This window comes from Streptomyces sp. LS1784 (assembly GCF_020103755.1).
Lineage (GTDB): Bacteria > Actinomycetota > Actinomycetes > Streptomycetales > Streptomycetaceae > Kitasatospora.
In genome coordinates this window covers 1-5,099 of record NZ_JAHSQD010000572.1, presented here as the reverse complement: position 1 = coordinate 5,099, position 5,099 = coordinate 1, and the positions used below count along the sequence as shown (strand labels likewise).

At 73.8% G+C, this 5,099-nt stretch carries 6 protein-coding genes; 4 read left to right on the top strand and 2 right to left on the bottom strand.

Annotated features, from left to right (window positions below; genetic code table 11):
• Window positions 1–783 (top strand): 2-oxo acid dehydrogenase subunit E2 (locus KS423_RS37960; RefSeq protein WP_224284292.1); only part of this gene is annotated, 783 nt, incomplete at its 5' end.
• Between the two features lie 158 nt (window positions 784–941).
• On the top strand, window positions 942–1,457 hold the full coding sequence (locus tag KS423_RS37955; RefSeq protein WP_224284291.1) for a DUF4240 domain-containing protein: 516 nt from the start codon (window positions 942–944) through the stop codon (window positions 1,455–1,457).
• Between the two features lie 6 nt (window positions 1,458–1,463).
• Here the strand turns inward: KS423_RS37955 and KS423_RS37950 are convergent, their stop codons facing one another.
• Both KS423_RS37950 and KS423_RS37945 read right to left on the bottom strand, forming a co-directional pair.
• A complete protein-coding gene (locus tag KS423_RS37950) occupies window positions 1,464–2,537 on the bottom strand; it encodes a DUF2510 domain-containing protein (protein WP_224284293.1) in 1,074 nt (357 codons plus the stop codon).
• A gap of 209 nt (window positions 2,538–2,746) precedes the next feature.
• Window positions 2,747–3,244, bottom strand: coding sequence for a GNAT family N-acetyltransferase (locus KS423_RS37945; RefSeq protein ID WP_224284290.1), 498 nt, complete (start codon window positions 3,242–3,244; stop codon window positions 2,747–2,749).
• 86 nt (window positions 3,245–3,330) lie between these two features.
• Between KS423_RS37945 and KS423_RS37940 the strand changes: the two genes are divergently transcribed.
• Entirely contained in the window at window positions 3,331–4,236 is a 906-nt protein-coding gene (locus KS423_RS37940) for a TIGR01777 family oxidoreductase (protein ID WP_224284289.1), read from the top strand.
• Between the two features lie 486 nt (window positions 4,237–4,722).
• Window positions 4,723–5,099 (top strand): NAD(P)-binding protein (locus KS423_RS37935; protein ID WP_224284288.1); only part of this gene is annotated, 377 nt, incomplete at its 3' end.

The following is a 5,099-nucleotide window of genomic DNA, read 5'->3' as shown; positions in this document are numbered from 1 at the left end:
GCTCCGGCCCCGGTCGCCGCCGCCCCGGCCGCCGCGCCGAAGGCCGCCGCCGCGCCGTCCGCCCTGCGCGGCCAGACCGTCAAGATGACCCGCATGCGCAAGGTCATCGGCGACAACATGCTGAAGGCGCTGCACGAGCAGGCGCAGCTGACCAGCGTGGTCGAGGTGGACGTCACCAAGATCATGTCGCTGCGCGCCAGGGCCAAGGAGGGCTTCCTGGCCCGCGAGGGCGTCAAGCTCTCCCCAATGCCGTTCTTCGTCAAGGCCGCCGCCCAGGCGCTGAAGGTCCACGCGGTCGTCAACGCCCGGATCAACGACGCCGAGGGCACGGTCACCTACTTCGACACCGAGAACATCGGTATCGCGGTGGACTCCGAGAAGGGTCTGATGACCCCGGTCATCAAGGGTGCGGGCGACCTCAACATCGCCGGCATCTCGAAGAAGACCGCCGAGCTGGCCACCAAGGTCCGCGACAGCAAGATCACCCCGGACGAGCTGTCCGGCGCCACCTTCACCATCAGCAACACCGGCTCGCGCGGTGCGCTGTTCGACACCGTGATCGTGCCGCCGAACCAGGTCGCCATCCTGGGCATCGGCGCCACCGTCAAGCGCCCGGTGGTCATCGAGTCCGACGGCGGCACCGCCATCGGCATCCGCGACATGGTCTACCTGTCGCTCTCCTACGACCACCGCCTGGTGGACGGCGCCGACGCCGCCCGCTACCTGGTCTCGGTCAAGGAGATCCTGGAGGCCGGCGAGTTCGAGGTCGAGCTCGGCCTCTGACCCCGCCAGGTCCCCGCGGAACCCCGCGCACGGAACCCCGCGTCGTCCCCGGACGGCGCGGGGTTCCGCCGTTCCCGGCCCCTGGCCGCACCGGGTCGTGGGCCCGCACCGAGTCGCGGCATGCGCGGACGCGGCCGACCGGGGATGCTGGAGCGGTGATGGACGAGACGGACTTCTGGCAGATCATCGACGAGACCCGGGACGCCGCGGACGGCGACCCCGACGAGCAGGCCGACCTGCTGGTGGAACGGCTCCTCCAGCTGACCCCGGACGACGTGATCGACTTCGCCCGGCTGTTCCAGGCGCGGTTTCAGCGCGCCAACCGCTACGACCTGTGGGGCGCGGCCTACCTGCTGCTCGACGGCGCCTCCGACGACACCTTCGACTACTTCAGGTACTGGCTGATCGGCCAGGGCCGGGAGGTCTTCGAGGGCGGGCTGGCCGAACCCGACGACCTGGCGGACCTGCTGCCCGAGTTCGACGAGGAGGAGGACGGCGAGGCCGAGGACCTCGGCTACGCCGCCGACGAGGCGTACGAGCAGCTGACCGGGCTGCCGCTGTCCGAGGTGGGCGGGCGGCAGACCGGACGGCCGTCCGGACCGGCCCTGGACTTCGACGACCCGGACGTCATGGCGAAGCGGTTCCCCAGGCTCTGGGAGCGGTACGGGGACTGAGGCGGGTCAGGTGCTGCTGCCGGAGGAGCTGTCCTGCCTGATGCCCCTGAGGATCTGGTCCAGCACCGAGACGTCCGGCGCGGCCGGGTTGTCGTCCACACCGCCCTCCATGACCACGTAGCCGCCGCCCTTGGCCGGGAGGGCGGCCAGCAGGACGTAGCCCTGGGTGCCGTCGGTGGTGCGGATGTGCCAGCGGGTGGCGTAGCCGAGCACCCCGGCCACGCTGACGTACCCGGAGCCGGAGTCGGTGTGCGAGCTGACGCCGGAGAAGATCTGCCCGGCGTAGACGGGCATCTGGGCGTCGGCGGCCGCCTTGGGCGAGGAGCCCTGGATGGTGTCCTTCTCGACCGAGAACTGGCCGCGGATGCAGGAGCTGCCGTCCGGGCAGGTGTAGCGGCCGGTGCCGAGGTAGACCGTCGAGTGCGGCGGGTTGCTCGACACCTCCCAGCCGTCGAGGACCGGCACCGTGATCGCGTGCTGCGCGTCGGGGACGGTGCTCTTGACCGCCGGCAGGGGCTTGGGCACCGTGGGGCTGCTGGTGGGCACGGTCGGGCTGGGACTCGCCTTGGGGCTGCTGCTCTGGGTCACGGTGACCGTGGGGTCCGGGGTCGGCTCCGCCCGCGGGTCGTCGCCGCCGCTGAACGCGATCCCGGCGACGATCCCGCCCACGGCCAGCACCGCGACCGCGATGCCGATGATCAGGCCGGTCTTCGGCTTGGCTGCCGGGGCCGGCGGTGGGTAGCCCGGGTAGCCGTAACCGGGGCCCTGGACCGGGTGGCCGCCCTGGGCCTGGCCCTTGTAGGCGTCCTGGCCGGAGTAGCCGTATCCGGGTGCCGGGGAGCCGTCCTGGCCCGGGTAGCCGTAGGCCGGGGCCGTGGGGCCGCCGGGGTAGCCGTAGCCGGGCCGCTGGTCGGACGGCTGCCAGGTCTGGGTGGGTGCGTCGGCGAGCCCGCCCGCGACGCCGCCCTGGAGCGGCCGGACCTCGTTGGTCCAGGCGTTGCCGTCCCACCAGCGCTCGTGACCGGGGGTGCCGTTCGCACCCGGGACCGGGTACCACCCGGGAGGCGTCGAGTTGCTCACGGGCGTACGGTACCCGGCGCGGAGGCGGTCCGGACAGGGCGGGATCGTCACGACTCTGCACCACCCGGCAGGCGGCCAACCACCGCTTCCGGCAGGCCTGTTCGGACCGTCGGCGGGTGGTTGACGGGTGGGCCCGGTGGGCTCGGTGGGCCCGGTGGGCTCGGTGGGCCCGGTGCGCCCGGTGGGCCCGGTCGGGTGACCGGCGGGGTTCAGTCGGCCAGTGGGCGGGCCATCCAGATGTCGTCCACGTACCGGCCGTCGATCAGGAACTCCTCGGCCAGCGAGCCCTCGACGACGAAGCCGCAGCTCTCGTAGAGCCGGCGGGCCGGGGCGTTCCAGCCGAGCACCCGCAGGCTCATCTTGCGGGCGCCCTCGGCGCGGGCCGCCGCGCAGGCCGCCTCGACCAGCCGGCGGCCGATGCCCCGGCCGCGGACGGTGCCGTCGACGGCCAGGCCCTGGATCTGCCGCACGTGCCGGTTGCACACCAGCGGGGTGGACGGGACCTGACGGATGTAGCCGACGATCCGGCCCTCCAGCACGGCCAGCAGGAACTGCTCGGGGGTGTGCCGCTCGTCGAAGACCGAGTCCTCGGCGGGCGGTTCCGGGGAGACGTCGGACAGGAATGACCAGGACGCGTGGTTGAGGACGGCGAGCTCGCGCTCGTCCTCGCTCCGCGCCGTACGGATGATCAGATCGTCGTCAGGCATGCGGGTCATGCTAACGGCGTGCATGCGAACGTGACGGGCGGTCGGGGAACGCCGCAGGAGCACGCGGGAGCTGCGAGGATGGGCGCATGCGCATCGCTGTCACGGGTTCCACGGGTTTGATCGGTTCGGCGCTCGTCCGCTCCCTGCTGGCGGACGGCCACGAGGTGGTCCGGCTGGTCCGGCACCGGTCGAAGACGGGCCCACGGCCGGACGGCAGCACCGCGATCGGCTGGAACCCGCTGCTCGGCGAGGTCGAGCGGGACGGGCTGGCCGGGGTCCAGGCCGTGGTGCACCTGGCGGGCGCCGGGGTCGGCGACCACCGCTGGACGGACTCCTACAAGCGGGAGATCCGGGAGAGCCGGGTGTACGGCACCGAGACGCTGGCCGTCGCCCTGGCCGGGCTCAAGGAGCCGCCGCAGGTCCTCGTGAGCGCCTCCGCGGTCGGCTGGTACGGGCAGACCGGTGACCGGGTGATCGACGAGGACTCCCCGGCCGGCGACGACTTCCTGGCCGAGGTCTGCCGGGAGTGGGAGGACGCCGCCCGGCCGGCCGAGCGGGCCGGGATCCGGGTCGTCCATCCCCGCACCGGGCTGGTGCTGTCCGCGGCCGGCGGGGCGGGCGCGCGGCTGTTCCCGCTGTTCAAGCTGGGCCTGGGCGGTCGGCTCGGCAGCGGGCGGCAGTACTGGAGCTTCATCTCGCTGCACGACGAGGTGGCCGCGCTGCGGTTCCTGATCGACCACGACGACCTCTCCGGCGCCTTCAACCTCACCGCGCCGAACCCGGTGACCAACGCCGAGCTGACCACCGCGCTCGGCCGGGCGCTGAGGCGGCCGACGCCGTTCCCGGTGCCGGAGGCGGTGCTGAAGGCGGTGCTGGGCGAGCTGGCGATCGAGGTGGTCGGCAGCCACCGGGTGCTGCCGCGGCGGCTGCTGGACGCGGGTTTCCGCTTCACCCACCCGGACGTGTACTCGGCGGTGCTCGCGGCCATGTGACGGGTGCGCCGGCCGGGACGGGTGCTGTCGGCAGGACGGGTGTTGGACGACGGTACGGGTGCGCGGGCCGGGACGGGTGCTGGGCGGCGGGGCGCACGAGGCGGCCGAGCGCGCCGAACGGGTGGGCGTGCGCACACGTCGCGCGGAGCCGGTACGTACTCCGACTACGGCATCCGCCCTGGCCAGGGGCATATGCCGAGCGGGGTTCGAGGGGGCCCGAGGAGGGGGCGCACGGGAGCACATGGCGGGCGCGTCGCACGCCCCCGGTGACCGTACGCGCCCGCCGACCCCCGAACCCGGCCGCCGCGGCGCACTGTCCGTGACCGCGCCCCCGCCTGGCGCCGCGCAACCCTCCCCGGCCCCGGATCCGGTCCGATGGGCTTGTCTGATGCTCACACTGACTGGGCATCACCCTCCACGGACCGTGTCCCGGCACCCCGCTGCCTGCGTCGGCCGGAGCCCCGGGACCAGGGAGGGAGCACGCCAGTGCCCACGTACGACTTCACCCGCCGCGCCCGCCGGCCGTCCGACCCGGACGTCGTCGTGGTCGGCGCCGGACTCGCGGGCCTGGCCGCCGCCCGCGCGCTCACCGGCCACGGCCTCGCCGTTCAGGTCCTGGAGAGCACCGACCGGATCGGCGGCCGGATGGCCACCCGCGAGCAGGACGGATTCCGGCTCGACGACGGCAGCCACCTGCTGAACACCGCCTTCCCCGAGCTGCGCCGCGCGCTCGACCTCGACCGCCTCGACCTGCGCCCGCTCGCGCCCGGCGTACTGGTGCACAGTGCCGGCCGCCGCTACCGCGCCGGGGACCCGCAGCTGGCCGTCGCCCGGCAGGCCGCCACCCGTGCCCCGCTCGGCAG